The sequence below is a fragment of the Pantoea sp. WEP genome, assembly GCF_041678305.1.
Taxonomy (GTDB): Bacteria; Pseudomonadota; Gammaproteobacteria; order Enterobacterales; family Enterobacteriaceae; genus Pantoea; species Pantoea dispersa.
Window position 1 is genome coordinate 1,143,648 of the sequence record NZ_JBGNXB010000001.1, and the last position, 26,182, is coordinate 1,169,829.

General features: G+C 57.8%; 23 protein-coding genes. 14 read left to right on the plus strand and 9 right to left on the minus strand.

Annotation, left to right across the window (positions count from 1 at the left end):
• Positions 1–241: 241 nt before the first annotated feature.
• The 5 genes from ABVR31_RS05220 to ABVR31_RS05240 form a co-directional block, all read right to left on the minus strand.
• Positions 242–982, minus strand: coding sequence for a hypothetical protein (locus ABVR31_RS05220; RefSeq protein ID WP_372771991.1), 741 nt, complete (start codon positions 980–982; stop codon positions 242–244).
• On the minus strand, positions 972–1,664 hold the full coding sequence (locus ABVR31_RS05225; RefSeq protein ID WP_372771993.1) for a hypothetical protein: 693 nt from the start codon (positions 1,662–1,664) through the stop codon (positions 972–974). Before ABVR31_RS05225 ends, ABVR31_RS05220 begins: the two co-directional genes overlap by 11 nt.
• Complete coding sequence (locus ABVR31_RS05230; protein ID WP_372771995.1) at positions 1,661–2,572, minus strand: glycosyltransferase family 2 protein; 912 nt, start codon at positions 2,570–2,572, stop codon at positions 1,661–1,663. Before ABVR31_RS05230 ends, ABVR31_RS05225 begins: the two co-directional genes overlap by 4 nt.
• Positions 2,569–2,931, minus strand: coding sequence for a GtrA family protein (locus ABVR31_RS05235; RefSeq protein ID WP_058781808.1), 363 nt, complete (start codon positions 2,929–2,931; stop codon positions 2,569–2,571). Before ABVR31_RS05235 ends, ABVR31_RS05230 begins: the two co-directional genes overlap by 4 nt.
• A 182-nt stretch (positions 2,932–3,113) precedes the next feature.
• Positions 3,114–3,953: a MurR/RpiR family transcriptional regulator gene (locus tag ABVR31_RS05240; RefSeq protein WP_021506531.1), complete on the minus strand. Its 840-nt coding sequence runs from the start codon at positions 3,951–3,953 to the stop codon at positions 3,114–3,116.
• 216 nt (positions 3,954–4,169) lie between these two features.
• On the opposite strand from ABVR31_RS05240, the gene yfhb reads away from it, so the two are divergent.
• Together yfhb and tadA are read left to right on the plus strand one after the other, a co-directional pair.
• Positions 4,170–4,808, plus strand: a complete 639-nt coding sequence (yfhb, locus tag ABVR31_RS05245) for a phosphatidylglycerophosphatase C (protein ID WP_010618503.1) — start codon at positions 4,170–4,172, stop codon at positions 4,806–4,808.
• Between the two features lie 57 nt (positions 4,809–4,865).
• Positions 4,866–5,360: a tRNA adenosine(34) deaminase TadA gene (gene tadA, locus ABVR31_RS05250; RefSeq protein ID WP_241798360.1), complete on the plus strand. Its 495-nt coding sequence runs from the start codon at positions 4,866–4,868 to the stop codon at positions 5,358–5,360.
• On the opposite strand, the gene mltF is transcribed toward tadA, so the two are convergent.
• Positions 5,357–6,814 (minus strand): membrane-bound lytic murein transglycosylase MltF, encoded by a 1,458-nt coding sequence (mltF, locus tag ABVR31_RS05255; RefSeq protein ID WP_021506534.1) that lies wholly within the window; start codon positions 6,812–6,814, stop codon positions 5,357–5,359. The genes tadA and mltF overlap by 4 nt on opposite strands.
• A 270-nt stretch (positions 6,815–7,084) precedes the next feature.
• Here mltF and purL point away from each other — a divergent pair, with 270 nt between their 5' ends.
• The 5 genes from purL (at position 7,085) to glnB (ending at position 15,469) form a co-directional block, all read left to right on the plus strand.
• Positions 7,085–10,975 carry a phosphoribosylformylglycinamidine synthase gene (purL, locus tag ABVR31_RS05260; RefSeq protein WP_372771998.1) on the plus strand — a complete coding sequence of 1,297 codons (3,891 nt, stop codon included), beginning with the start codon at positions 7,085–7,087 and terminating at the stop codon, positions 10,973–10,975.
• 641 nt (positions 10,976–11,616) lie between these two features.
• A complete protein-coding gene (locus ABVR31_RS05265; protein ID WP_141496574.1) occupies positions 11,617–13,044 on the plus strand; it encodes a HAMP domain-containing sensor histidine kinase in 1,428 nt (475 codons plus the stop codon).
• A 3-nt stretch (positions 13,045–13,047) separates the two neighbouring features.
• Positions 13,048–13,719 (plus strand): two-component system QseEF-associated lipoprotein QseG, encoded by a 672-nt coding sequence (gene qseG, locus ABVR31_RS05270; RefSeq protein ID WP_150058775.1) that lies wholly within the window; start codon positions 13,048–13,050, stop codon positions 13,717–13,719.
• A 2-nt stretch (positions 13,720–13,721) separates the two neighbouring features.
• Positions 13,722–15,053: a two-component system response regulator GlrR gene (gene glrR, locus ABVR31_RS05275; protein ID WP_058758284.1), complete on the plus strand. Its 1,332-nt coding sequence runs from the start codon at positions 13,722–13,724 to the stop codon at positions 15,051–15,053.
• A 77-nt stretch (positions 15,054–15,130) separates the two neighbouring features.
• Positions 15,131–15,469 (plus strand): nitrogen regulatory protein P-II, encoded by a 339-nt coding sequence (gene glnB / locus ABVR31_RS05280; protein ID WP_007886217.1) that lies wholly within the window; start codon positions 15,131–15,133, stop codon positions 15,467–15,469.
• A 51-nt stretch (positions 15,470–15,520) separates the two neighbouring features.
• On the opposite strand, the gene hmpA is transcribed toward glnB, so the two are convergent.
• Positions 15,521–16,705 (minus strand): NO-inducible flavohemoprotein, encoded by a 1,185-nt coding sequence (gene hmpA, locus ABVR31_RS05285; protein WP_372772001.1) that lies wholly within the window; start codon positions 16,703–16,705, stop codon positions 15,521–15,523.
• A 337-nt stretch (positions 16,706–17,042) separates the two neighbouring features.
• On the opposite strand from hmpA, the gene glyA reads away from it, so the two are divergent.
• Positions 17,043–18,296, plus strand: coding sequence for a serine hydroxymethyltransferase (glyA, locus tag ABVR31_RS05290; RefSeq protein ID WP_021506540.1), 1,254 nt, complete (start codon positions 17,043–17,045; stop codon positions 18,294–18,296).
• 124 nt (positions 18,297–18,420) lie between these two features.
• Positions 18,421–19,557: a 3-phenylpropionate MFS transporter gene (locus ABVR31_RS05295; RefSeq protein WP_288445472.1), complete on the plus strand. Its 1,137-nt coding sequence runs from the start codon at positions 18,421–18,423 to the stop codon at positions 19,555–19,557.
• Here ABVR31_RS05295 and csiE read toward each other — a convergent pair.
• Positions 19,554–20,822 carry a stationary phase inducible protein CsiE gene (csiE, locus tag ABVR31_RS05300; RefSeq protein ID WP_315658804.1) on the minus strand — a complete coding sequence of 423 codons (1,269 nt, stop codon included), beginning with the start codon at positions 20,820–20,822 and terminating at the stop codon, positions 19,554–19,556. The genes ABVR31_RS05295 and csiE overlap by 4 nt on opposite strands.
• A gap of 158 nt (positions 20,823–20,980) precedes the next feature.
• Between csiE and ABVR31_RS05305 the strand changes: the two genes are divergently transcribed.
• From ABVR31_RS05305 to ABVR31_RS05315, 3 genes are all read left to right on the plus strand, one after another.
• Positions 20,981–21,607 carry a DUF1007 family protein gene (locus ABVR31_RS05305; RefSeq protein WP_315658802.1) on the plus strand — a complete coding sequence of 209 codons (627 nt, stop codon included), beginning with the start codon at positions 20,981–20,983 and terminating at the stop codon, positions 21,605–21,607.
• Entirely contained in the window at positions 21,598–22,575 is a 978-nt protein-coding gene (locus tag ABVR31_RS05310) for a nickel/cobalt transporter (RefSeq protein ID WP_141496579.1), read from the plus strand. The genes ABVR31_RS05305 and ABVR31_RS05310 overlap by 10 nt, the downstream gene beginning before the upstream one ends.
• Before the next feature lie 201 nt (positions 22,576–22,776).
• Positions 22,777–23,790, plus strand: coding sequence for a hypothetical protein (locus ABVR31_RS05315; protein WP_058758290.1), 1,014 nt, complete (start codon positions 22,777–22,779; stop codon positions 23,788–23,790).
• 48 nt (positions 23,791–23,838) lie between these two features.
• On the opposite strand, the gene suhB is transcribed toward ABVR31_RS05315, so the two are convergent.
• Positions 23,839–24,642 carry an inositol-1-monophosphatase gene (gene suhB, locus ABVR31_RS05320; protein WP_058758291.1) on the minus strand — a complete coding sequence of 268 codons (804 nt, stop codon included), beginning with the start codon at positions 24,640–24,642 and terminating at the stop codon, positions 23,839–23,841.
• A gap of 122 nt (positions 24,643–24,764) precedes the next feature.
• Here suhB and trmJ point away from each other — a divergent pair, with 122 nt between their 5' ends.
• Complete coding sequence (trmJ, locus tag ABVR31_RS05325; protein ID WP_031279390.1) at positions 24,765–25,508, plus strand: tRNA (cytosine(32)/uridine(32)-2'-O)-methyltransferase TrmJ; 744 nt, start codon at positions 24,765–24,767, stop codon at positions 25,506–25,508.
• Positions 25,509–25,643: 135 nt separating this feature from the next.
• Positions 25,644–26,141: a Fe-S cluster assembly transcriptional regulator IscR gene (gene iscR / locus ABVR31_RS05330; RefSeq protein ID WP_031279392.1), complete on the plus strand. Its 498-nt coding sequence runs from the start codon at positions 25,644–25,646 to the stop codon at positions 26,139–26,141.
• Positions 26,142–26,182 lie beyond the last annotated feature (41 nt).

The window sequence follows — 26,182 nt, forward strand, 5'->3', positions numbered from 1 at the left end:
CGCCTTGCAGTGTGATTTTTCAATCGATGCAGGCGTAAACCAGCGGGGCGATCCCCTGAGCGGCACGCATATTATCACGACGAGTGGCGTTCAAAAAATGACTTAGCGTAGTATTCAGCCGCCAGCAGAACATGGCGACGTGGCTGCGACCAGCCGATCTGATGCCGCGCCATAGCCAGAAAACCACGCAACGGTAAGCAGAGCCGTTGCGCGGTTAGCGAAATAGTGGCGGCGCTGGCCTTTATTTTACCGGTGCCAGCACGTGAGTGGCATCCAGCGTCAGACAGTCACCTGGACATTGATCGCTGCCGTAGATAACGGGCGCTTTTGGCAAGGAAAACTTCATCGCGTGCTCTTTTTTAATCGCGTCGGCCATACCGGCAAAGGTCCATGGCATACCCAGCGAAAGCGAACCGAACTCATCGTATTTTTTGGATTTTGCGACAGCAGGTAAGTTGTCGCTATCGATACGATAATAAAGCTGGCCAGAGTATTCTGCAGGCACGTTCCCGGTGATTGCGCTGCTTAACAACTGATACTCGCGCTGCTGAGGCGTAGAGAAGCCTTTCTGAATATTCAGCATGCATGAGAGCACCGCAATAACGAGGCAAACGATACTGGCAGACGTGGTTATCTTCAGCTTATTAAAGATCACGAATAAGCCAGCAATGAAGGCTGAGGTAGTGATTAACGACAGCGCGATAACCGTGCGATAGGCTGCCCAGTCTTCACTCACCAAAAGATTAGGAATGCCCGCCGCGACCAAAAAAAACAGGAACAGAAAAGCTTTACGCGGTTTGAAATCGGGTGCCTTCACAATGCCCACGATGATCAGTGAGCAGGAGATGATAATGCTGACAATCGAGCGCCCGGTATCAAAGTTGCACAGCGCATTTCTGAGCGGTTCAGCGATAAACCAGGTGATTTTTTTCAGCGGCGCTAAGGTGATATTGGTTCTGGCCAGTACTTCATTAAACAGCACGAGCGGCAGAAACTTTCGCCAGCACCAGCGCCATCACCATGCCAAATCCCAGCATCAACATCAGCTTGATCACCGCGCTGCGCTGATAATTATTCCGGGTCATGCCCAGATCGAGCAGGGCAAAGAATAAAAAGCTCATGGCTGCGGGTTGGTAAATCGCAAAGGAAAGCGTCAGGCAAATAGCCGACAGTAGCACCCGGCCCAGGCCTTTGTTTTCCGCCAGCGTTGAATAACTGATGCCCGCCAGCAGTACGGACAGGACATAAGGAAAGCAGACTGTCCAGCCGACAAAAACCTGAAATGAGGGCAGCAAACAAATCAACGTGGCAAACGTCAGACGCTGGACCGCGCTGGCGAAAATGCTGCGACGCTCAAGGAAACGGATAATGTACCCGCCCAGTAAAATCAGGCTTAATAATGAGAGTGCACGGAGCCAGGTCAAATCCTGCACGTCATCGATCAGGAAAGCGAAGAAGTAGCGGATAGCACCATAAAAAGGTCGGCCCGATAAGATATCCCATTTGAAAATACTGAATGCATCGGTAGTGGATGCGTATAAATAGAACCAGTCGTCGGAAAATCCGTATGTTGATAAATAAACCGGGCTATAACCGATGAGTAAAGCGACGGCCAGTATCAGATACATGGCGGAGGGATGACGCTCAAAAACTGTTTTTTTCATTTCCTGCTCTTAATCACGTAGCGTGGTCTTTGTTTGGACTCAATGTAGATTCGGCCAATATATTCGCCCAGAACACCGATGCCGATAAGTTGCACTCCACCCAAAAACAGAATGGAAACCAGCAACGAAGGGTAACCCGCCACCGGATTGCCCCAGAGCAGTTTATCGATGATCATCCAGAATCCATAAAGAAAGGAGAGTAACGCGACGCTACCGCCGATGTAACTCCAGATGCGTAAGGGGAAGGTGGAAAAACTGGTTAATCCTTCTAATGCCAGATTCCACAATTTCCAGCCATTAAATTTCGACACCCCTGTGACGCGTTCAGCCCGATCATATTCCACAATCGCTGTGTTACCGCCAACCCAGGATAAAATGCCCTTCATGAACAGATTCCTTTCCGGCAGGCTTTTTATATGTTCTACCGTCTCGCGCGACAGCAGACGAAAATCGCCAACGTTTTCCTCTATTTTCGGCGAGCTGATTTGGTTGTGAAAGTGATAAAACCACTCGGCTGTTTTACGTTTGACATGCCCATCGGCGCTGCGATCTTTCCGTTTAGCCAGAACCACATCGGCACCCGCTTGCCAGCGTTCAACCAGTTGATGGATAACGGCGATGGGATCCTGCAGATCAACATCAATCGGGATAACCGCGTCACCGGTGGCATGCTCCAGTCCGGCAAACAACGCGGGTTCTTTGCCGAAATTGCGGGTGAATGACAGCGCAATGACCAGCGGATCCGAGATGGCCAGGGCATTGATGATGTTTTCGCTGCCATCGCTACTGCCGTCATTGATAAAAACAATTTCCACCTGATAGCCGGCTAATTCATGACGAACCGCCTGATAAAAGAGTGGAATGGTCTCCTCTTCATTGAAGACGGGCACGACGAGAGACAATTTCATTTTACTTCCCTGAAAACGATGTAATTTGAGTAGATGAAGCCGCAACCCAGGCTAATAAAGGAAAAGAGTATCAGGGTAACCACCGGGGAAAGCGTGCAGGCGTCGGCCATCCAGCCAACCAGCGCCGCCATGCCTCCCATAAAGCTGACATAAAGCAGGTAACGCAAGGGCGTGGCTGCAGAAGAGAAGGTCCAGCGGGCATTAGCAAAAAAGGAAAACGTCACCGCAACGCAGAATGCTCCAAAGTTTGCCATAGCCTGGCCTGACTCGAACAGCTTGAGAATAAGCGCAAACACCGTCCAGTGAATCGCGGTGTTGATAACGCCAATTCCTGCATAACGGGAAATAAGTTTCAGCATGACGAGAGAGATGAGTAAATTTGCCCTGATCATATACATCGGAAATTATCCTGCAAGCCCGATGCTGAAAATGCGTTTAATCGGGCCAAAACAAGGATAGCGACAGGCAACAAAAGCATTGCCCCGCCCGATGATCAATTTCGGGCTAAGGCAGGGTGGGGAATACCCTGATCATGGGGCAATCAGACCAGCTTTTTCACCAGCTCCTCGCTGTGACGAATATGGCTGGAGGCGCGTTCCGGATCGTTCTGCACCAGCGCCATAAACAGCAGATCGGTCAGCGCCAGCTGGGCGCTGGTGGAGGAGATGGCCGCACTGCGCGTGCTCTGCTCCTCGGCGACGGTATACAGACAGACCGTGGCGCACTGCTGCAGCGAATTCGGGGTAAAGCCGGTAAACGCCAGCACATCGGCGCCAATGGCTGCTGCTTCCTGCGCCGCGAGGTTGATCTCGCGACGTTCGCCGGTGTAGGAGATTGCCAGCAGCACATCGCCGGGTGCCATCGCCTGAACGCTGGCCAGCAGCGCGTGCATATCCTGCTCGGCTACGGCGTTGATGCCAATCTTCATCAGCTTCCACGAAAAATCTTTCGCCACCAGCCCGGAGGCGCCAATGCCGACCAGCAGAATACGGTTGGCGTTTTTCAGCAGCTGCAGCGTTTCCGTGAGTTTCTCTTCGCTGTTGATATCCAGCGTGGCGCGAATCGCCGAAATCTTTTCCGTCAGCAGCTTTTCGCCGACAACTTTAAGCGGATCGTCACTCAGAATGTGGTTGTGCACGGTGATGGCATCGCGGTCGGCCAGCGACTCACTCAGCGCCAGCTTCAGCGCCGGAAAGCCTTTGTAACCCAGTTTCTGGGCGAACTTCACCACGCTCGACTGGCTGACGCCTGACTCTTCCGCCAGTTTTTGTGAACTCAGATGCCGTGCCCGATCAGGCTGCGACAGCAAAAAATCCGCCAGCCGACGCTCGTTCAGCGCCAGGCGTGGGTAGAGCTGGCGAATTCGCAGCAATGAACTCATGTCCGATCCTTAATCCATAGTCCCGCACACAGCTTAGCCGCTCGCGGAAGGAAATGTCTGGCCAGGAATGTCAGATGACATTGCGCCGACGCAGAGAATAAACTATTCAAATGGCATTGTAGCCACTGGAATTAAAAATGACAGCTTTCGCCCCGGCGCGCGATGCTGGCTACACTGTAGAGCAGGTATCGCCGCGTTTAGAAAAAGGAGTCGGGTTTGACAAAGGGTTCGCATCGCCGCGTGGTATTTTTTGACCTGGACGGCACGCTGCATCAGCAGGACATGTTTGGCACGTTTATGCGTTATCTGCTGCGCCGCCAGCCGCTCAATCTGGTGCTGGTGGTGCCGCTGCTGCCGGTCATCGGCATGGGTATGCTGATAAAGGGCCGCGCCGCGCGCTGGCCGATGAGCCTGCTGCTGTGGGCTATCACCTTTGGCCACCGTGAGGCCACGCTGCGCCAGCGTGAGGCCGAATTTGCCCGCTGGTTTCGCGAGCGCGTTACCGCGTTTCCGGTGGTGCAGCAGCGGCTGACTGACTACCTCAGTAGCGAAGACGCCGATGTCTGGCTGATTACCGGCTCGCCGCAGTCGCTGGTGGAGCAGGTCTATTTTGATTCCGCGTTTCTGCCGCGCGTGAAGCTGATCGCCAGCCAGATGAAACCGGGCCGTGGCGGCCGGGTATTAGCCATGCGCTGTCTCGGCCATGAAAAAGTGGCGCAGCTCGAGGAAAAAATCGGTACGCCGCTGCAGCTGTACAGCGGCTACAGCGACAGCAAGCAGGATAATCCGCTGCTGTTTTTCTGCCAGCACCGCTGGCGCGTGACGCCGCGCGGTGAACTGCAACAGCTGGAGTGAATCGCAGCTGGATTCCGTCTATAATGCGCCGCCTTGTTAAACCGCAGGAGTTGCCCGTTGAACCCACAAACTGATGAATACTGGATGCGCCACGCGCTTGAACTGGCGCGGCGTGCGTGGGAGCAGGGCGAAGTGCCGGTCGGTGCGGTACTGGTGCAGGGTGACAGAGTGATTGGCGAGGGCTGGAACCGGCCGATTAGCCAGTGCGATCCCACCGCGCATGCCGAGATTATGGCGCTGCGTCAGGGCGGAAAAGTGATTGATAACTACCGGCTGCTCGACACCACCTTATACGTAACGCTGGAGCCGTGCGTGATGTGTGCCGGTGCCATGGTGCACAGCCGGATTACCCGTCTGGTCTATGGCGCGAAGGATGAGAAAACCGGTGCTGCCGGTTCGCTACTGGATGTGATCGGCCATCCGGGCATGAATCATCAGATTGAGATTGCGCATGGCGTGCTGGCCGAGGAGTGCGCCATGCTGCTGAGCGACTTCTTCCGTATGCGCCGCGAACAGAAACGTGCGCAGCGGCAGGCGCTGCGCGCCGATTAGTTCATCGCAATCTTCGGTTCAACGGCCGGATAACCGGCACCGAGTTCCGCTTCCAGCGCCGACTGCTGCGCCAGCCGTTTCTCCTGCTCCTGCAGATAGCCTACCAGGCTGATCTGATACTTACGGATGTTCTCAACGTAGTTATAAGCTTCGTGGCCGCGCGCATAGCCGTAAGTGGTCTGCGCGTAATAGCGCTTCTGGCTCAGCATCGGCAGGCGCAGCTTAACGTCGGCCCAGCTGTCCGGATTGCCGCCCTGTTTAAGCGTCAGCCGGCGTGCATCCAGCATATGTGCGTAGCCCATGTTATAGGCCGCCAGCGCAAACCAGATGCGTTCATCTTCCGGAATGGTCTCCGGCACTTTTTCCATCATGCGCCGCAGGTATTCGCTGCCGCCGCGAATGCTCTGTTCCGGATCGAGACGATCGTTCACGTCGAGGCTGTCAGCGGTATTGCGCGTCAGCATCATCATGCCACGCACGCCGGTGGGCGAGGTCGCCTGCGGATTCCAGTGCGACTCCTGGTAGGAAATCGCCGCCAGCAGGCGCCAGTCGATACTGGACGCGTACTTCTCAAACAGCGGCTTGATATCCGGCAGCGTGTTATCAATTGCGCGCAGGAAGGTGCGGGTATCGACATAATCAAAGGTGCCGACGTGGCCGAGATACTTCTCTTCCAGCCGCGCCATGGTGCCTTCTTCCCCCATCTGACTGTAGAAGTCGAGCATGGCGGCGTTCAGGCTATCGTCATCGTTACGCGGCAGATACCAGGTCACCGGCTCTTCATCGGTAATATCAAACGCCACTGCCAGCTGTGGATGGATACGCTGCAGCAGGCCGATGGTCACCGAATCCCCCACGGTATAGTCGAGCTTGCCGTCGGCGACCGCTTCCAGCAGCGCTTTCTGGCCCATATCGGTGGAAATGGCCCAGTCGAGATCGGGATAGCTGTCCGCTTTGGCGGAACGTAACGTTGACAGATAGGCTGAACCGGACTGCACAATCAGCCGGCCTTTCAGATCACCAAGGTTTTTGGGCCGCGGCTTGTCGATGCGATATACCAGCTGCTGTGACACGGAATAGTAGCTCGGGCCACTCTGATAACGGCTGAGGCGCTCGCTGTTGTAGATCAGCCCGGCGGCCAGCAGGTCGGCTTTGCCGTCGTCGAGATCGTCAAACAGGTCGCCGAGGTTGGGCCGCACCGTGACTTCCAGCTTCACGCCAAGATAATCGGCGAAACGCTTCGCCAGCTCGTAGTCCATACCGGCTGGTGCATTATTGATGGTGTAGTAAGTCAGCGGCGAGTTGACGGTACTGATGCGCAACACTCCCCGCGATTTGATCTGTGATAACGCGTCTTTTCCGCCCCCGTACCAGGGGATGGACGGCCACAGCGCCAGCGCAAGCAGCACGGTGATCAGACCGATAAACAGATAATTTAATTTCAGGCGTTTCAAATAGTTGTCTCGTAATGGCTCACAGGCCTCTGTCTTTTAAAGGCAGTATTTATGTTGTTTTGCACTCCCAGAGCGAGGGGCATTTTGCGCAACAAAGCGCAACAGGGCAACTTATATAGCAAGATTTGCGCAAAATTCAGGCAAATCCTGAGGCTCAGTTTTTCTGCGCAAACGGTTTCGTAACCCGTGCCATTTCTCTATAATACCGCCCGTTTTCCCTGTTGCGCCCCATGAAGCGTCGCCCGGCGCTTCGAAGACGAGAGATCTTTAATGATGGAAATTCTGCGTGGTTCGCCCGCTCTGTCGGCATTTCGTGTAAACAAACTGCTGACCCGCTTTCAGGACGCTCATCTGCCGGTGAGTGATATTTACGCCGAGTACGTCCATTTCGCCGATGTCAGCGCACCGCTCAGCGCGGAACAGCAAGCCCGCCTGCAGCGTCTGCTGAAATACGGTCCTTCTCTCGCCGAACATGCGCCACAAGGGCGTCTGTTGCTGGTGACGCCGCGTCCCGGCACCATTTCTCCCTGGTCATCGAAAGCCACCGATATCGCCCACAACTGCGACCTGCCACAGGTATTGCGCCTGGAGCGCGGTCTGGCCTTCTATGTACAGGCACCGCAGCTGACTGACGCGCAGTGGCAGCAGCTGGCCAGCCTGCTGCACGATCGCATGATGGAAACCGTGTTCACGGAGCTCAGCGCGGCAGAACAGCTGTTCGCGCATCATGAGCCGCAGCCGCTGAAAAGCGTAGACGTGCTGGGCGGAGGGCGCGAGTCGCTGGAGCAGGCTAACCGCACGCTCGGCCTGGCGCTGGCCGATGACGAAATTGATTACCTGCTCGATGCCTTCACCAGACTGGGCCGCAATCCGAACGACATCGAGCTCTATATGTTCGCTCAGGCGAACTCCGAGCACTGTCGTCACAAGATTTTTAACGCCGACTGGATTATCGACGGCGAAAAACAGCCGAAGTCGCTGTTTAAAATGATTAAAAACACCTTTGAGCAGCATCCGGAACACGTCCTGTCGGCATATAAAGACAATGCCGCGGTGATGGAAGGCTCCGAGGTCGGGCGTTTCTACGCGGATGCGCAGCAGGGTGAATACGAGTTCCATCAGGAAGCCGCGCATATCCTGATGAAGGTGGAAACCCACAACCACCCGACGGCCATTTCGCCATGGCCAGGTGCCGCCACCGGTTCCGGCGGGGAAATCCGTGACGAAGGTGCCACCGGACGCGGCGCGAAGCCGAAAGCGGGTCTGGTCGGCTTCTCGGTTTCCAACCTGCGTATTCCCGGCTTTGAACAGCCGTGGGAAGAGGATTTCGGCAAGCCGGATCGCATTGTTACCGCGCTGGATATCATGACCGAAGGCCCGTTAGGCGGCGCCGCGTTTAACAACGAATTTGGTCGCCCGGCGCTGAACGGCTATTTCCGTACTTATGAAGAGCAGGTCAACAGCCACAACGGCGTTGAACTGCGCGGCTATCACAAGCCGATCATGCTGGCCGGCGGTATTGGTAACATCCGCGCCGATCACGTGCAGAAGGGTGAAATCGTGGTTGGCGCCAAGCTGATTGTGCTGGGTGGTCCGGCGATGAATATCGGCCTTGGCGGCGGTGCGGCGTCCTCGATGGCGTCCGGCCAGTCGGATGCCGATCTCGACTTCGCCTCGGTGCAGCGTGATAACCCGGAGATGGAGCGTCGCTGTCAGGAAGTGATTGACCGCTGCTGGCAGCTGGGCGAAGCCAACCCGATTCTGTTTATCCACGACGTTGGTGCCGGTGGCCTGTCTAACGCCATGCCGGAGCTGGTGAGCGACGGTGGCCGCGGCGGCAACTTCAACCTGCGCGACATCCTCAGCGATGAACCAGGCATGAGCCCGCTGGAAGTGTGGTGTAACGAGTCGCAGGAGCGTTATGTGCTGGCGGTTGCGCCGGACAAACTGGCGCTGTTCGATGAGCTGTGCCAGCGCGAACGTGCGCCGTACGCGGTGATTGGTGAAGCGACCGAAGAGCAGCACCTGAACCTTGCCGATAGCCACTTCGATAACAAACCGATCGACATGCCGCTCGACGTGCTGCTGGGTAAAACGCCAAAAATGACGCGCGACGTGGCCAGCCAGCAGGCGAAAGGTGATGCGCTGGTGCGGGACGGCATTACCATTGCCGATGCGGTAAACCGCGTGCTGCACCTGCCAACCGTGGCGGAAAAAACCTTCCTGGTGACCATCGGTGACCGCAGCGTAACCGGCATGGTGGCGCGCGATCAGATGGTCGGGCCGTGGCAGATCCCGGTGGCGAACTGCGCCGTGACCACCGCCAGCCTCGACAGCTACCACGGTGAAGCGTTTGCCATGGGCGAACGTGCGCCGGTAGCGCTGCTTGATTTCGCTGCGTCCGGCCGCCTGGCGGTGGGCGAAGCGCTGACCAACCTGGCCGCGACCGCGATCGGTTCACTGAAGCGCGTGAAGCTGTCGGCAAACTGGATGGCTGCAGCCGGTCACCCGGGCGAAGACGCTGGCCTGTACGCCGCGGTAAAAGCGGTGGGCGAAGAGCTGTGCCCGGCGCTGGGGATCACCATTCCGGTGGGTAAAGACTCCATGTCGATGAAAACCCGCTGGCAGCAGGGCACTGAACAGCGCGAAATGACTTCGCCGCTGTCGCTGGTCATTACGGCTTTTGCACGTGTTGAAGATGTGCGTCGCACCGTAACGCCACAGCTGCAGCCGGAAGGCGACAACCTGCTGCTGCTGGTGGATCTCGGCAACGGTGCTAACACCCTCGGCGCCACGGCGCTGTCACAGGTGTATCGCCAGCTGGGCGACAAACCGGCCGACGTGCGCGATGCCGCGCAGCTGGCTGGCTTCTTCAATGCAATTCAGACGCTGGTCAGCGAGCAGAAACTGCTGGCTTACCACGACCGCTCGGATGGCGGTCTGCTGGTCACGCTGGCTGAGATGGCCTTCACCGGCCACTGCGGTATTGAGGCGGATATCGCCGCGCTGGGCAGCGATGCGCTGGCAGCACTGTTTACGGAAGAGCTGGGCGCCGTACTGCAGATTAACGCTGCCGACCGCGCGGCTGTGGAAAAAGTATTTGCCGATCACGGTCTGAGCAGCAATGTTCACGTCATCGGTAAAGCGCTGCCGGGCGACCGTTTTGTTATCCGCTCCGGCGACAGCGCGGTGTACAGCGAAAGCCGTACCACCCTGCGTACCTGGTGGGCTGAAACCACCTGGCAGATGCAGCGCCTGCGCGATAACCCGGCCTGTGCCGATCAGGAACATGAAGCGAAGAAAGACGATAACGATCCTGGCCTGAACGTGCAGCTGACCTTCCGTCCGGAAGAGGATGTGGCGGCACCGATGATCGCCACCGGCGCGCGTCCGCGCGTTGCCGTGCTGCGCGAGCAGGGCGTGAACTCGCACGTTGAGATGGCCGCTGCCTTCCACCGCGCAGGCTTCACCGCGGTTGACGTGCACATGAGCGATCTGCTGGCGGGCCGTCGTGGTCTGGAGGAATTCCACGCGCTGGTCGCCTGTGGCGGCTTCTCCTACGGCGACGTGCTGGGTGCGGGCGAAGGCTGGGCGAAATCGATTCTGTTCAACAGCCGCGTGCGTGACGAGTTTGAAAACTTCTTCCATCGTCCGCAGACGCTGGCGCTGGGCGTGTGTAACGGCTGCCAGATGATGTCGAATCTGCGTGAACTGATTCCGGGCAGTGAGCTGTGGCCACGCTTTGTGCGTAACCAGTCCGAGCGCTTTGAAGCACGCTTCAGCCTGGTGGAAGTGGCCGCCAGCCCGTCACTGCTGCTGGACGGCATGGTCGGTTCACGCATGCCGATTGCCGTCTCGCACGGTGAAGGTTTTGTTGAAGTACGTGACGGTGCGCATCTGGCTGAGCTGGAAGCGAAAGGGCTGGTGGCGCTGCGCTTCGTCGATAACTTCGGTAAAGTCACCGAGACCTATCCGGCAAACCCGAACGGCTCACCGAACGGCATCACCGCCGTGACCAACGAAAGCGGGCGCGTCACCATTATGATGCCGCATCCGGAGCGCGTGTTCCGCACCGTCAGCAATTCGTGGCACCCGGCGGAGTGGGGCGAAGACAGCCCGTGGATGCGCATTTTCCGCAACGCGCGCAAGCAGCTGGGTTAAACCTGAATCCTGTCTCTTACCGGTGCCCATTCACGGGCACCGTGCAAAGGCCGCTCAACGCGGCCTTTTTTATTTTTTGTTGCGTGGGCACTGCTCTCGATCCGCTGTGATTCCCTGACATCTGTGGCATGTCGGAAAATGACGACAATCCCACGACTGAGTTGTCGCTAAAAGGTGACATTTAAATCATTGTTTTTTATGGGCACGAAGTTAGCGCGTTAAAGCCGTTGCTAATCGGCGACACTTTTTCCAGACCAGCCGGTCCGAAAGCGTCGTTAATTCCCTCTCTGAGCTGGCAGTGTGCTGATTAACAAGGCTATTTATTTTCTGGCACGATAGTTGCTATACTCATTATGTTGCTCATTCTCCTGTCTATGATTGCCCCGCACTGCGGTTGAGCTCATAAAATATCGAATGACGCACCAAACGGAGCCTGCCGTCCACCCAACCGATAATCGCTTGCTTTGCAACGTTATCAAGCACCGGACGCAACGTTGAGTTAGGCTCCACCTATTTTGCAGGCGATGCTGCGGCGTCGCTCTCACGGCAGGCCAAAAGGCCTGCCGTTTTCGTTTTCAGCCTTTCTAACCTTGCCGGACTTCGCTAGCATGCCTGCAACTCACCTCAAAGGAAGCGCGGTTGTGAAGAGATGGCGTCTGTTTCCCCGATCCCTGCGGCAACTGGTTTTAATGGCCTTTCTGCTGGTGCTGCTGCCGCTGCTGGTGCTGGCATGGCAGGCATGGGAAAGCCTTTCAGCATTGAGTAATCAGGCGGCGGACACCAACCGCAACACCTTTACCGACGTGCGTCGCAGTGAGGCGATGGCGCGTACGGCGCTGGAGCTGGAGCGTAGCTATCGCCAGTATTGCGTGCTGGGCGATGCCAGTCTGGCACGCCTGTATCAAACGCAGTGGAGCCGCTACGGCCAGATGCTCAGCAGCCATGCCGCCAGCCTGCCCGATTTGCCAACGTTCAAAATATTGCAGAGCGCGCTGCCGCAGCTGGAAAAGCTGCAGTGTGATAACGGCAATCTGCTGGCACCGGCGGCGAGCGCGCTGGAGGCATTCTCCGCCGCCAACACCCGCATGGTGCAGGCCACGCGTGAAGTGGTGTTTTCACGTGGCCTGCAGCTGCAGCGCGAAATTGCCGATCGCGGCCAGTTTTTTGGCTGGCAGGCGCTGATACTGTTTTTGATCAGTCTGGTGCTGGTGCTGCTGTTCACCGGCATGATTATCGGCCCGGTTAAGCGCGTCGAACGCATGATCAACCGACTGGGCGAGGGCAAAACGCTGGGCAATAGCGTCAGCTTTCGCGGGCCGCGCGAAATCCGCTCGCTGGGACAGCGCATTGTCTGGCTCAGCGAACGTCTTAGCTGGCTGGAAGCACAGCGGCATGAGTTTCTGCGCCACCTGTCGCACGAACTCAAAACGCCGCTGGCCAGCCTGCGCGAAGGCACCGAACTGCTGGCCGATCAGGTTGCCGGCCCGCTCAATGCGGAACAGCAGGAAGTTGTCGCCATTCTCGACACCAGCAGCCGTCATCTGCAGCGGCTGATTGAACAGCTGCTCGACTACAATCGCCGGCTGGCGGACAGCCCAATGCGGCTGGAACCGGTGGCTATCGACGCTATCATTGATAGCGTCGTCAGGGTGCACTCACTGCCCGCCAGCGCGCGCCAGATGCACACGCATGTCGATCTGCAGGCCCGTTATTGTCTGGCGGAACCGACGCTGTTGCAGCGAGTGATTGATAACCTCTACTCGAACGCCGTGAACTACGGTAGCGAATCCGGTAACATCTGGCTTCAGAGCCAGCAGAAGGGCAACCAGGTGTGGATTGAGGTGGCGAACACCGGCACGCCGATTCCGGCTGAAGAGCAGGCGATGATCTTTGAGCCCTTTTATCAGGGGAGCCAGCAGCGCAAAGGGCCGGTGAAAGGCAGCGGGCTGGGATTAAGCATCGCCAAAGATTGCCTGCGCAGGATGCAGGGTGATTTGCAGTTGGTCACGCGCACGGACGCGGACGTCTGTTTTCGTATCATTTTGACTACCAGCGCCGGGAATGCCTGATTAATGAAACTCACATCCAGCCGATTTCTCATCGGCGCACTGATTGCCATCGGCCTGAGCGCCTGTCAGGCGCCGCCCCAGAGCAGTACGCCGCGCGGTGCGGTGAACCTGCCGGAGCCGGACGTGCGCCTGGCGGATTATCTGGCCACCGATTGCCAGAATGTCTGGCAGATTGAAGCACCAGCGGCCATGAGCAATCCACTTTACTGGCAGCGCGCTATCGACTGCGGTGAGCGGCTGTCGGCGGCCGAAGCGCGGGCGGAAGCGCGGCGCTGGCCGGTACAGAACTGGGCGCGCGCCTTTAAGCAGGGCATCCTGCTGGCGAACGGCAACGTGACGCCGGTGGAGCGCCGTCAGTACGTTGATACGCTCGACAGCTATAGCGCGGATTATCCGGCGGCGGTGCGTCCGCTGCTGCAGCTGTGGCGCAGTAACCAGGCCGCGCAGCTGGAGCTGAGCGAGGCGCGCGGCCGCTACGCCGCGCTGCAGCAAAGCAATGACGCCGAACTGGATCGCCTGCGTCAGCAGCAAACGCAACTGCGGCAAACGCTGGACGATACCCAGCGTAAATTGCAGCGACTGACTGACATCGAGCGTCAGCTGTCATCGCGCAAAGCGCCGGACAGCGGCGACAGCACACACGGTGCCAGCGATGCCCAAAGCGAGGAGCAGTAACCATGAAACAGGCCGCACGCTTACTGCTGGTGGATGACGATCCGGGCTTACTCAAGCTGCTCGGTATGCGTCTCAGCAGTGAAGGCTATCAGGTAGCGACCGCGGCCAGCGGGCCGGAAGCCCTGCGTCATCTGCAGAAAGAGAAAGTCGATTTGGTGATCAGCGATCTGCGCATGGATGAAATGGATGGCCTGGCGCTGTTTGCTGAAATCCAGAAGCGCCATACCGGACTGCCGGTCATCATCCTGACCGCGCACGGCTCGATTCCGGACGCGGTAGCCGCCACGCAGCAGGGCGTGTTCAGCTTTCTGACCAAACCGGTCGATCGCGATGCGCTATACAAAGCGATTGACGAAGCACTGGCGCAGCGCGCGCCGGTCAGCGATGACGGCTGGCGCGAAGCGATCGTCACGCGTAATCCGCTGATGCTGCGGCTGCTGGAGCAGGCGCACATGGTGGCGCAATCTGACGTCAGTATATTGATCAACGGCCAGAGCGGCACCGGTAAAGAGGTGCTGGCGCAGGCGATTCATGCTGCCAGTCCGCGCGCCGGCAAACCTTTCATTGCCATCAACTGCGGCGCGCTGCCGGAACAGCTGCTGGAGTCGGAGCTGTTTGGCCACGCCAAAGGCGCCTTCACCGGTGCCGTAAGTGCGCGCGAAGGGCTGTTTCAGGCGGCGGAAGGCGGCACGCTGTTTCTCGATGAGATTGGCGACATGCCGCAGGCGCTGCAGGTAAAACTTCTCCGCGTGCTGCAGGAGCGCAAAGTGCGTCCGCTGGGCAGCAACCGCGATCTCGACATCAACGTGCGCATCATCTCTGCCACGCACCGCGATCTGCCGAAGGCGATGGAGAAGAAAAGCTTCCGCGAAGATCTCTACTATCGTCTCAACGTGGTGAATCTCAGGATCCCGGCACTGCACGAACGCGCCGAAGACATCCCGCTGCTGGCCAACCATTTGCTGCGCCAGTCGGCCGATCGCCACAAACCGTTTGTGCGCAGCTTCTCGGTCGATGCGATGAAACGGCTGGTGAGTGCCAGCTGGCCGGGAAATGTGCGCCAGCTGGTTAACGTGATTGAGCAGTGCGTGGCGCTTACTACGTCGCCGGTAATTGGTGACGCGCTGGTAGAGCAGGCGCTGGCTGGCGAGAACACGGCGCTACCGACCTTTGTCGAAGCACGCAACCAGTTTGAGCTTAACTATCTGCGCAAACTGCTGCAGATGACCAAAGGTAATGTGACGCATGCGGCGCGTCTGGCTGGACGCAACCGTACCGAGTTTTATAAGCTGCTGTCGCGCCACGAACTGGACGCCAGCGAATTTAAAGAGTAGCTTGCTGCGGCAGCGTCAGGAACACTTATACTCATAGTTACCCGTCCATCATGGAGGGAGCGAAAAAAGGATCTGTGATGAAAAAGATCGATGCAATTATCAAACCATTCAAACTCGATGATGTGCGTGAAGCCTTAGCAGAAGTGGGCATCACCGGGATGACGGTCAGCGAAGTGAAAGGCTTCGGACGTCAGAAAGGCCACACCGAGCTGTATCGCGGTGCCGAATACATGGTCGATTTTCTGCCAAAAGTGAAAATCGAGATGGTGGTGGGCGATGATATCGTCGATACCTGCGTAGAAACCATCATGAAAACCGCGCAGACCGGTAAAATCGGCGACGGCAAAATTTTTGTCTTTGACGTGGCGCGCGTCGTGCGTATTCGTACCGGCGAGGAAGACGAAGAGGCCATCTGAGCCCTTCGCTCCTCACCAGACACAAAGCCTGCCGTGTGCAGGCTTTTTCATTTACAGCACTTTGTGCGGACCGAACACTTCGTAGTGAATGTGGTCGGCGCTGATGCCGGCATCGGTCAGCTGGCGCGCGACAAACTGCATGAATGCCAGCGGGCCGCAAATCCAGAACTCACCCTCGGGCTGGGTCAGTGCGGTTGAGACGGTGGCTAAATCCATCAGACCCTGCGCGTCGTAACGTCCCGCGTCGTCAGCTTGCGGCTGGCGATACCAGACGTGGCGGCTAAAGCGCGGCAGTTGCGCACCCAGCGCCGCGACCTCATCAGCAAACGCGTGCTGCGCGCCGTTTTCGGCGGCGTGCAGCCAGCATACTGCGGCCGGATGCTGCTGCTCCGCCAGGCTGGCCAGCATGGCTAACAGCGGCGTTTGCCCGACGCCGGCTGAGATCAGCGTCACCGGCGTCTGCGCTGCTGCCTGCAGGAAGAAATCCCCGGCCGGCGCGGCGCACTGCACGATATCGCCAACCTTCGCATGCTGATGCAGCCAGCCGGAGACGCTGCCCTGCGCTTCGTGCTTCACTGCAATGCGATAGGCTTTGCCATCCGGCAGATGCGTCAGCGAATACTGGCGGTGCTGACTGTAGTCGCTGTCCGCCGGGCGCAGACTGAGGGTCAGATACTGGCCGGGCAGGAAGTCCGCCACCGGCTCTCCATCATTCGGCACCAGCTCAATGCTTTTGATCACCGAGCTCTGCGCGGTAATCGCACGGATACGAAAATCGCGCGCGCCGCGCCAGCCGCCGACCTTTTCTTCCGACGCACGGTAAATCGCTGCTTCACGCTGGATAAACACCTCAGCCAGCACGCCATAGGCTTTGCCCCACGCCGCCAGTACTTCATCGCCTGGATTGAGCAGCTCTTTAATCGTCGCCAGCAGGTTTTCCCCGACAATCGCGTACTGCGCCGGCTGAATATTCAGGCTGGCATGCTTCTGCGCAATTTTCTCCACCGCCGGCAGCAGCGCCTCAAGATTTTCCAGGTTGCTGCCGTACGCACAGATCGCGTTAAACAGCGCTTCACGCTGATTGCCGCTGCGCTGGTTGTTCATGTTAAACACGTTCTTCAGCTCGGGATGCTGCGTCAGCATCCGCTGATAAAAGTGACCGGTCAGCTGCGGGCCGAGTTGAGCAATCGCGGGCAGGGTAGATTTCACGGTGGCGATGGTTTGCGCGTCAAGCATAGGCTGATCCTCAGGGTAATTTTAAATATGTATTTTAAATGCATGTTATGCCTGTTGCCGCGCACTGTAAATCCCCCGTTTTGTCTGGGGTGACGAGTGCCAATCTGCTGGCGGGCGCGCAAAGCTGAAAAATTTTCCCGCTGCTGATGAACAAATATCCGGTTTTCTTCCCCGGCTAAAAAGCGTAAAAATCCCGTGCCAGCGCCTTGCCAATCGTTTGCGTAAAAAGAGGGGATTGGCGCTACCGTCCCCTGGCAAAACCGTTTACACTGTTGGCCTTCGCCCCTTAGCCGGGGCTTAAACTGCCGTTAAAAAGTTGCTGAGTCAGGAGATGCGGATGTTAAAGCGTGATATGAACATTGCCGATTATGATGCCGAGTTGTGGCAGGCTATGGAGCAGGAGAAGGTGCGTCAGGAAGAGCACATTGAACTGATTGCTTCGGAAAACTACACCAGCCCACGCGTTATGCAGGCGCAAGGTTCACAGCTCACCAACAAATATGCCGAAGGCTATCCGGGCAAACGCTACTACGGCGGATGTGAATATGTGGATATTGTTGAGCAGCTGGCGATCGATCGCGCCAAAGCGCTGTTCGGCGCGGATTACGCTAACGTGCAGCCGCACTCCGGCTCCCAGGCTAACTTCGCGGTGTACACCGCGCTGCTGCAGCCGGGCGACACCATTCTGGGCATGAACCTGGCACACGGTGGTCACCTGACCCACGGTTCGCCGGTCAACCTGTCCGGTAAGCTGTACAACGTTATCCCTTACGGCATCGATGAAACCGGCAAAATCAATTACGAAGAGCTGGCCGAACTGGCGCAGACCCACAAGCCAAAAATGATCGTGGGCGGCTTCTCTGCTTACTCTGGCGTGTGCGACTGGGCCAAAATGCGTGAAATCGCCGACAGCATCGGCGCCTGGCTGTTTGTTGATATGGCCCACGTTGCCGGTCTGATCGCTGCTGATGTCTACCCGAACCCGGTACCGCACGCGCACATCGTGACCTCGACCACGCACAAAACGCTGGCCGGCCCGCGCGGTGGCCTGATCCTGGCGAAAAACGGCGACGAAGAGCTGTACAAGAAACTGAACTCCGCGGTGTTCCCGGGTGGTCAGGGCGGCCCGCTGATGCATGTTATCGCCGGTAAAGCCGTCGCGTTCAAAGAAGCCATGGAGCCGGAGTTCAAGGCTTATCAGCAGCAGGTTGCGAAGAACGCCAAAGCGATGGTGGAAGTGCTGCTGGAGCGCGGTTACAACATCGTCTCAGGCGGTACTTACAACCACCTGTTCCTGATCGATCTGGTGAGCAAAGGTCTGACCGGTAAAGAGGCGGATGCCGCTCTGGGCCGCGCTAACATCACCGTGAACAAAAACAGCGTACCTAACGATCCGAAGAGCCCATTTGTGACCTCCGGTGTGCGTATCGGTACGCCAGCAGTGACCCGTCGCGGCTTCAAAGAAGCGGAAGTGCGCGAGCTGGCGGGCTGGATCGCTGACGTTCTCGACAACATCAACGACGAAGCCACTATCGAGCGCACCAAACAGAAAGTGCTGGATATCTGTGCCCGTCTGCCGGTTTATGCCTGATAAGCGCTAAACCCGCAGTGTGAAGAAGGATGGCGCAAGCCATCCTTTTTTTATTCCCTTTCGCAGGCGGCTTTGAGAAAGTAACGGCCATTCCGCGCACGGCGGAGCGTCAACAGGAGGAAACATGACCATCGGATCGGCCAGGTGGCTGGGACTGAGCTACTTCACCTACTTTTTCTGCTATGGCATCTATCTGCCGTTCTGGAGCGTGTGGCTGAAAGGCAACGGGCTGGATGCGGAAAAAATTGGCCTGCTGCTCGGCTGTGGCATGGTGGCGCGCTTTGCCGGCAGCCTGTTGATTGCTTCGCAGGTGAAAAATCCAGCGCAGCTGATTGTTGCGCTGCGCCTGCTGGCGCTGGCGACCTGTCTGTTCGCGCTCGGTTTCTGGCTGGGCGGTCAGTGGCTATGGCTGCTGCTGGTGATGATTGGTTTTAACCTGTTCTTCTCGCCGCTGGTGCCGCTGAGTGATGCGCTGGCGGCCACCTGGACACAGCAAATCGGGCTGGCCTATGGTCCGGTACGGCTGTGGGGCTCGCTGGCGTTTGTTATCAGCTCGGCGCTTACCGGTATGCTGGTCAGCGCCTGGTCATCGCAGGTGATTCTGCTGCTGCTGAGCGCAGGCGTGCTGGCGATGCTGTCCGGCATGCTGCTGCCGCCACAAACCCGACCGCAGGGTGAGCTACGCCAGGGCGCGAGCGGTGGCTGGGCGGCGTGGCGCGACCTGCTGCGCGAGAACAGTGTCTGGCGTTTCATGCTGTGCGTAACGCTGATGCAGGGCGCGCACGCTGCTTATTACAGCTTCAGCGCCATCTGGTGGCAGGAAGCGGGCTACTCCGCGTCGGTCGTGGGCTACCTGTGGTCGCTGGGCGTGGTGGCCGAAATCGTGATTTTTGCCCTGAGTAACCGGCTGTTTCGCCGCTGGAGCGCGCGCGATCTGCTACTGCTGTCCGGCGTGTGCGCGCTGGTGCGCTGGACGCTGCTGGGTGCCAGCACAGCGCTACCGCTGTTGATTGTGGCGCAGATTCTGCACTGCGGCAGCTTTACCGTCTGCCATCTGGCGGCGATGCGCTTTATTGCCGCGCGCAAAGGCGCAGAGGTGATTCGTCTGCAGTCGCTCTATTCGGCGCTGGCAATGGGCGGCGGCATCGCGGTGATGACGATGGTGTGCGGCGTGCTGTTTACCCACCTGCACGGCCAGCTGTTCTGGGTCATGGCGCTGGTGGCGCTGCCGGCGCTGTTCCTGCGGCCACGCGCGGCTTAAGACTCCAGCAGCTGACGAATGCGCTGCTGCTGGTGATTGCTCAGCGGCAGCTCAGCGTGGATCAGCGGCGGCGAATAGAGCGGCAGGGCGGTGGCGTAGGGCGTCACCACCAGCGCCACATCGCGCGGTGCGCCTTCACGCTGAAAGTGCAGCATATCCTGATAGGTAATATTGATCGGCAGCAGCATCATTTCCCGCAGCTGCTGCTCCAGCAGCTGTTCCAGCGCCGCGTCAGCGCCGGTCAGTAACAGCACCTGCTTCTCCTGTAGCGCGCTCTCCTGCATCAGCCAGCCACCAAACTGCACCGCCACCAGGCTCACTTCTTCCGCGCTAAACTGCGTGCCGAAATCGCTGCTGAAGTGCTGCAGCGCACGCGCCGTGGTACGTAGCAGGCGCGGATAGAGACGCGCCACGTCCAGCGCCACGCTGTTATCAATGCCGATGGCAAAGTGGCTGCGATCCAGCGCCTGCGCCAGGTGAGTATAGAGCTGCAGCTTCAGCTGCTGCTGATTTTTGATGCGCGTCTGCGCCAGTTGCTCAAAGCGGGCAATCAGCGCTTCCACCGCAGCCATCAGCTTGTGTGCCTGACTGTCCGCCAGCTGGCTGCCGTCTGGCGCGTGAATCAGGCTGAACAGCAGCGTCCAGAAATCGGTTTCGCTGACGTCCGGTGCCAGATGGCAACGTTTTTGCCAGTGATGGATCACGTCATCCGCTGCGCTGCGTTCAATCTTCGCCGCCAGCCAGGCGCGCTGGCGCTCGCTGAACAGCGCCGTCTGACGCTGACACAGCGCATATTTCATGAAGATTTGCAGAAACAGCCGGTCGCGAGGCGTGAAATCGCGCGCCAGCCGCAGGCTGCAATGCTGGATCAGCGCCTGCAGATTGGTTTCATCCCACAGCGCTTTCTCAATTTTCAGCACCTTCAGCCGCTGGCGCAGTGCCGGCGCAAAATGCGTGCAGACGAAATCCTGCGACAGGCGCAGCGCGCGGCGCAGCCAGTGCAGCAGGCACAGACGCCGGTCCAGTTCCGTGCCATGAATGCGAAAGCTGCCATCCACCATCTGGTGTAATTCCAGCTGGTGAAAGCGCTGTATCTCATCTCCGACATCCGCGATATCCTGTCGGGCGACAACAGGGTCCACGCCATTCAACTGGCAGAGCTTTTCAAGCGTTAACGCGGGAGCAGGCAGAAACAGCAGCAACAGCAGATGGCAACGACGCTGGGCGCGGCTGAAGAGGGGAGCAGTAGAATGCGCTGAACTCATCAATCGTGTTATCCGCAGGTCATTTTTCAGCTAAGAATAGCCAACTCCACGCGCTGACCCTGGCCTTTGTCATGACTTTTGTTCAGAGCTTCAGGGCGGGTCACAGTTTTTTCTGGCCCGGTATCCTTCTGACCTTAAAATTTGTTACTTTATAACATATGAAAATTGCGCTCGTTAGCTTTACGCTGTTGTTCAGCGGCGCCGTGTGGGCGCATCCACACAGCTTTATTGATATGCAGACCGAACTGATCGGTAAGGACGATCATCTCAGCGCGATGAAGATGGTATGGACCATGGATGAAATCACCTCCGCCGATCTGCTGTACGATGCCGGCAACGCCAAACCCGGCGAGGTGGTGTGGAAAAAGCTGGCGGCACAGGTAATGGCCAATGTGCTGGGCCAGCACTATTTTACCGAAGTGTGGCAGGATAAAAATCGGGTGAAATTTCTCAACCTGCCGCAGGAGTATCAGCTGTCGCGCAAGGGCAATAAAGCGGTGCTGGAGTTCATTGTGCCGTTCAGCGAACCGCAGTCGTTAAGCGCCAGGCAATACCGCATCCAGACCTTCGATCCCAGTTACTTTGTTGATATGTATTATGACAATCCGCAAGCCATCACCATGGATGAGACCGTGAAAGCCCATTGCCAGTTTGACTTACACACGCCCAAACCGGATGACTCGCTAAAACAGTACGCGCTGTCGCTGGATAAAGCTGACGCACCGCCCGAAGATATGGATCTCGGCCAGCAGTTTGCCCAGACGGTAACCCTGACATGTCGTTAATTTCACTGCCTGGCGCTTCCCGTCGCTGGTGGCCGCTGTGGCTGCTGGCTGCGCTGCTGATTACCGCAGGCGCGTTGCTGTGGCTGCACTGGCCGCAAATTCTGCTGCAAAGCGTACTGTGGCAGAAGGTGCTGCACCGTGAGATGACGCAGCTCCTGCAACAGGTGGCGCAGCAGCCGCAGCAGGCCGGTGTCACGCTGATGCTGTTCAGCCTTGCCTATGGCGTGCTGCATGCGCTGGGGCCGGGCCACGGCAAAGTGGTGATCAGCACCTTTCTCGCTACCCACCCGGCGCAGCTGAAAACCAGCATGAAGCTGACGCTGCTGGCGGCGCTGTTGCAGGGCGCGGTGGCGATTGCTCTGGTGACGCTGATGCTGGTGGTGCTGCAAACCTCGTCGCGCCAGCTGCATCTCACCAGTTACTGGCTGGAGAAAGGTAGCTATTTGCTGGTGATGGCGCTCGGCGTCTGGGTGGGCTGGCGCGCGCTGCAGGGGTTACGCCGCGCGTTCCGTCCGGCGACCGGGCTCCAGATTCGCGCGGTACGGCCACATCATCAGCATCATGCTGACTGCGGCTGCGGTCATGCCCACCTGCCGAGCGCGCAACAGCTGGCCGGTGCGGTGAGCGGCAGAACCCAGGCGCTGGTGGTGCTGTCGATGGGGCTGCGGCCCTGTTCCGGTGCCATCATGATGCTGTTGTTTGCCAAAGTGATTGGCGTATATGGCTGGGGCGTGGCCTCGGCGCTGACCATGGCGCTGGGCACCGCGCTCACCGTGTCGCTGCTGGGTTTGCTGGTGCAGCGCTCGCGCGTGCTGGCGGTGCGTCTCGGCAGGGTCAGCAGCAGAGGGGCAGCGCAATGGTTGTTGCCGGCCGTGATGCTGGCTGGCAGCCTGCTGTTGCTGCTGGCCGGCTTTATTTTATGGCACAGTGCTACGCCCGGCTTCGGTGGCGGTCTGCGTCCTTTTTAATTAATACGCTTTAAAAAATAAGCGCAGCATATTCCCTGAATATGCTGCGTTTTTTTTTGCCCGCGACGCAGAGTTTAATTTCTCTTGCCCGACGATCTGGTGAAAAGAGTTTTCTCTGTCTACGCTAGATAATATCAAAAAGGACAGGGTGTGCTCTTATATGCGTTACTCTTTATCGTCAATGTTTGTGAGGAAATAAATATGCCTGAAACCTGGACTAATAATGGCAGCACGGAAACGGTGGTGGAAACGCACGGCGGTTTACCGTTGAAACGCATTTCCTGGAGTGCCGTATTTGCAGGGGTGATTGCGGCATTAATCATTCATATTTTACTGGGGCTGCTGGGAACCGCGATCGGCGCCACGACCATCGATCCCCAGCAGGAACAAAATCCGCTGGAACATCTGGGGACCGGGGCGCTGATTTGGACCGGGGCCAGCATGCTGATTGCGCTGGCGGTCGGTAGCTACGTTGCCGGACGGCTGGCTCAGCGCGAAGGTGCGCTGCACGGTCTGCTGATGTTTGGTGTCAGTACCCTGATTACGCTGTGGCTGGCGATTTCCCTTGCCAGCGGTATTATCGGCGGTGCCTTTAATATTTTAGGCTCCGGTTTTAATGCCCTGGGTAACGGTATTTCTGCCGTAGCGCCATCGGTGACCAATATGGCGAAAGAGAAGCTGCAGGAAAATAATATCAACCTGGATGATTTGCAAAATGAATTGCAAACTACGCTGCGTCAGACCGGCAAACCGGAACTGCAGCCGGAAAATTTACAGCAGGATGTAAATAGCGAAGCGAATAATGCGCAAAACCAGGCGAAACAGACGGCACAGAATCCACAGAATGCCGACAATGATATTGCCAATTGGATCCGTGGTGTACTGAGTCGTCATGCCGATACGCTGCAGGCTGCAGACCGTGATGCGCTGAAAAACATTATTAAAGCGCGGACCGGAAAAAGCGATCAGGAAGCGGAGCAGATCGTTAATCAGACTGAGCAGAGCTATCAACAGGCGATGCAGAAATATCAGCAACTGAAGCAGGAAGCGGAGCAGAAAGCGCGTGAAGCCGCAGAGAAAGCCGCGGCGGCAACGGCGAAAGCCAGCTGGTTTGCCTTCTTCATGATGCTGATCGAGGCGGTGCTGGCGGCGGTCCTCGGTGGTGTCGGTCGGCGTACCCAGCCGCGCACCGTGTTAACCCACGAGCGTCGGTAACAAAGTCGGTAATAAAAAAGGCGGCTGATTTAGCCGCCTTTTTTTTGCTTAGCGCTTCAGCGCTTCGCTCAGTTCTTCGCGCATGCTGGCCAGCATCGCCTTCACCACACGCGGGTTACCGGCCACCAGGTTGCCAGACAGCATATAGCCGTGGTTACCGGTGAAATCGGTCACCAGACCGCCCGCTTCACGCACCAGCAGTTCACCGGCAGCGAAATCCCATGGCTTCAGGCCAATCTCAAAGAAACCGTCAACGCGACCTGCGGCCACATAGGCCAAATCCAGCGCAGCAGAGCCGGTACGGCGGAAATCAGCGCACTGGGTAAACAGTTTTGCCACGATGTTGATGAACGGCGTAGCGTGCTGCTTCAGCTTGAACGGGAAGCCGGTAGCCAGAATGGTGCCGTCGAGGTCACGCGCCGTGCTGCCGCGCAGGCGATAGCCGTTAAGCTGCGCGCCCTGACCGCGTACAGCGGTGAACAGTTCGTTACGCATTGGATCGTAAACCACCGCCACTTCGGTGCGACCTTTGATGCGCACGGCGATAGAAACAGCAAAGTGGGGCAGACGTTTGATGAAGTTGGTGGTGCCATCCAGGGGATCGATTACCCATTGAACATCCTGATCGTCGCCCGCCAGCTCACCGCTTTCTTCGGTGATGATGGTGTGTTGCGGGTAGGATTTGCGAATCACTTCGACAATCAGACGTTCTGCGTCGCGGTCAACATTGGTAACGAAGTCGTTGCTGCCTTTCTGGCTGGCTTCGACGGCGTCCGGGGTTTCATAATTCTTGGCAATTAAATTTCCGGCCTTGCGCGCTGCGCGCACGGCGATGTTGAGCATCGGATGCATCGGTATCTCTCACTGGATGTTAAAGAACGGGGTGAAAACGGCGCGGAGTATATCAGGGTGTTCAGCAAATGTCCTGCTTTTATGTTAGGATGCGCGCCATCATTTCCTTATCGCTATCTATTATGCTGCAAAATATCCGAATCGTACTGGTAGAAACTTCGCACACCGGCAACATGGGTTCCGTTGCCCGCGCCATGAAAACCATGGGCTTAAGCAACCTGTATCTGGTCAATCCGCTGGTGAAACCGGACTCGCAGGCCATTTCACTGGCTGCCGGTGCCAGCGATGTGATCGGTGAGGCGAAGATCGTCGATACGCTGGATGAGGCGATTGCCGGCTGTAGCCTGGTGGTGGGGACCAGCGCCCGTTCGCGCTCACTGCCGTGGCCGATGCTCGACTCGCGTGAATGCGGCATCAAAAGCGTGGAAGAGGGCCAGCAGGCGCCGGTGGCGCTGGTGTTTGGTCGCGAGCGCGTGGGCCTGACCAACGAAGAGCTGCAGAAGTGCCACTATCATGTCGCCATTCAGGCCAACCCGGAGTACAGCTCGCTCAACCTGGCGATGGCGGTGCAGATTATCGCCTATGAAGTGCGCATGGCGTGGCTGGACGCGCAGGAGAAAGCCAGTCCGCAGCCGCAGTACGAAGCCTCGCCGTATCCGCTGGTTGACGATCTGGAGCGCTTCTATCAGCACATCGAGCAGATGATGCTAAACAGCGGCTTTATCCGCCAGGGCACACCGAGCCAGGTGATGAGCAAACTGCGTCGCCTCTATACCCGTGCGCGTCCGGAGCGCGATGAACTCAACATTCTGCGCGGCATGCTGTCGTCGTTTGAAAAACCCAAAAACGACAAGGGTAATAGTTGAGTAAAACACCAGGTTAAATAGTTGAGCGAAATACTCGGTTAAATAGTTGACCAAAATACTCGGGAATGTCAGACTGGCCTCCATTCTTCAGATAACCCGCCGACTCGCTGGCGGACGCTTACGAGGTTGTATGCTATGAGACTGACATCCAAAGGACGTTATGCCGTAACCGCTATGCTGGACGTTGCCCTGCACTCGCACGAGGGCCCGGTACCGCTGGCCGATATTTCAGAGCGTCAGGGCATTTCGCTCTCCTATCTGGAGCAGTTATTCTCGCGTCTGCGTAAGCACGGTCTGGTGGCCAGCGTGCGGGGTCCGGGCGGCGGTTATCTGTTAGGCAAAGACGCCGGGGCGATTGCAGTTGGCGCGGTAATCACCGCGGTGGACGAATCCGTTGACGCCACCAAATGCCAGGGTAAAGAGGGTTGCCAGGGCGGCGAGCGCTGCCTGACCCACGTTCTGTGGCGCGACCTGAGCGAGCGCATCAGCGATTTCCTCAACAACATCACGCTGGCGGAACTGGTGAATAACCAGGAGATCCTCGACGTGGCCGATCGCCAGAACAGCGTTGATAACCGTCGCTTCCAGCAGCATCGCGTGCAGGAAACCATCAACGTCAATCTGCGCGCCTGATCCTCTCCCGTTCAGCCTCTGCTGTTAACCCAGGAGAGGCT